This is a genomic window from Streptomyces sp. SP17BM10 (genome assembly GCF_036322405.1).
In the GTDB taxonomy this organism is placed as follows: Bacteria; Actinomycetota; Actinomycetes; order Streptomycetales; family Streptomycetaceae; genus Kitasatospora.
The window spans coordinates 1-384 of sequence record NZ_JAQYXB010000070.1 but is presented as its reverse complement, the minus strand read 5'-3'; the positions used below and the strand labels follow the sequence as shown (position 1 = coordinate 384).

Genomic DNA, 384 nt, shown 5'->3' with positions numbered 1-384 from the left:
GGAAGCCTGCTTCGAGATGAGCACTCCCACCTCCTTGAGAGGGTAAGGCTCCCAGTAGACGACTGGGTTGATAGGCCGGATATGGAAGCCCTGTGAGGGGTGGAGTTGACCGGTACTAATAGGCCGAGGGCTTGTCCTCAGTTGCTCGCGTCCACTGTGTTGTTCTGAAACAACGACCGCCTTGTCGGCGGGTCGACAGTTTCATAGTGTTTCGGTGGTCATAGCGTGAGGGAAACGCCCGGTTACATTCCGAACCCGGAAGCTAAGCCTCACAGCGCCGATGGTACTGCAGGGGGGACCCTGTGGGAGAGTAGGACGCCGCCGAACAATCATTCACGAGAAGCCCCTGATCCCTTCGGATCAGGGGCTTCTCGCATTCCCGGG

General features: G+C 58.6%; 2 rRNA genes. Both read left to right on the top strand.

Features of this window, described 5'->3' with window-relative positions:
• Positions 1-139 (top strand): 23S ribosomal RNA (locus PUR71_RS00270); the annotation flags it as partial.
• Positions 140-210: 71 nt separating this feature from the next.
• Positions 211-327 (top strand): 5S ribosomal RNA (gene rrf / locus PUR71_RS00265).
• Positions 328-384: the final 57 nt, after the last annotated feature.